We start from the raw sequence: 1,464 nt of genomic DNA, 5'->3' as shown, positions 1-1,464 counted from the left end.
AACATAAAAAATATTAATTTATATCATGGCTAATAGTAATGATATAGGTGAAACAACAGAAAGCATTGTTCAAAAATCAAAATCCGGTAAATACAGAATTTTCCTAACCGCCACTGCCTTTCTTGGATGGACCATGGTTGTTTATGAATGGAATGTTTTCGGGCTTCTGCTTGGTCCCGTATCAAAGATTCTTCATTTAACATCAGCACAGGTGGGCTTTCTTCTGGCAGGCATACAGTTTATAATGGTGCCCATAGTTTTTTTAATTGGATATTTTATAGATAAAGTTGGAAGAAAAGTAATGTATCAGATAACATTAATAGGCGCAAGCATATTAACTGCATTAACAGGCGTTGCAACATATATTGGATTAATTCCATTACTCCTTGTAAGGTCTGGAACTCAGGGATCCGCGCAGAATGAGCAATCTGTGGCGGCAACCATGATTACTAAGGAGATGCCTGCAAGGTGGAGGGCATTAATATATTCATTTGTGCAGTCTGGCTGGCCATTAGGTGTTGCACTGGCAGGCATTGTTGTTACATTTCTTTACAAGCCTCTTGGTTATAAATATATATGGCTGATAGCAATAATACCAATGGTTTTAATTATTATAGCCAGGCACTGGTCCAGGGAAACAACAAGATTTGAGGAGATTAAAAAGGCCAGGGAGGGGGTTAATGATAAAAATGTTAATTATTTTTCCAATGTAAAAAAATTGAAACAGAATACATTCAGGCAGGCATTTGAAAAGGACGTTAGAAAATATACGGTATGGGCATTTTTGATATATTCCATATATCTTGGAGGTCAGGTACCTGTTGTTATACTTGCCGCATATTATATGGAAGAAATTATAAAAATACCGGTTATTTCAGCAGCATCAATAATTACCATAGGATCATTTATTACAGTACCTGCATACTGGCTAAACTGGTTAATAAGTGAATTTATAGGAAGGAGATATACAGGCATCTTTGGAACAATAATGGCATTTATAGGAACATTTATATTTGCAGTTTCAGCGCATTCATATTATTCTTTGCTTATAGCCTATTCCTTTGCATCATTCTGGATTAACGGCAACTTTATAAATATTATAAATTTCGTTAACGAAACCGTCCCAACAAGGGTTAGGGGTACAGTAAATGTTATATCAACCGGTCTTGGCCAGCTGTCATGGGGACTGATTGAGTTAAGCTATGCATTTTTAATACCATTAATAGGAATAAGCTATGATATGGTATTTATAGCAGGCATAGCCTTTGCTGTAACATCAATTCTATTTGCAACAGGCAGAAAGGTAAAGGTTGGTGAGCCATTAGAGGATATTAGCATATAAATATTTAATATAAGAACATTATAACAAAGAATTCAAAATAGGTTAAACCATTCCAGTACAGTAAACTACATAAATGTCTATTAGATTACTTTATTTATTTTTTCTAAATATATTAAATGGAT

Annotated in this window: 1 protein-coding gene; it reads left to right on the top strand. The window is 34.5% G+C overall.

Annotated elements, in window-relative coordinates; genetic code table 11:
- The first annotated feature begins 25 nt into the window (after nt 1–25).
- Nucleotides 26–1,342 carry an MFS transporter gene (locus AOG55_RS06385; protein ID WP_055041052.1) on the top strand — a complete coding sequence of 439 codons (1,317 nt, stop codon included), beginning with the start codon at nt 26–28 and terminating at the stop codon, nt 1,340–1,342.
- Nucleotides 1,343–1,464 lie beyond the last annotated feature (122 nt).

The organism is Acidiplasma cupricumulans (assembly GCF_001402935.1).
Taxonomy (GTDB): domain Archaea; phylum Thermoplasmatota; class Thermoplasmata; order Thermoplasmatales; family Thermoplasmataceae; genus Acidiplasma; species Acidiplasma aeolicum.
The sequence above is the reverse complement of the archived record's forward strand: the minus strand, read 5'-3'. Positions and strand labels throughout refer to the sequence as shown.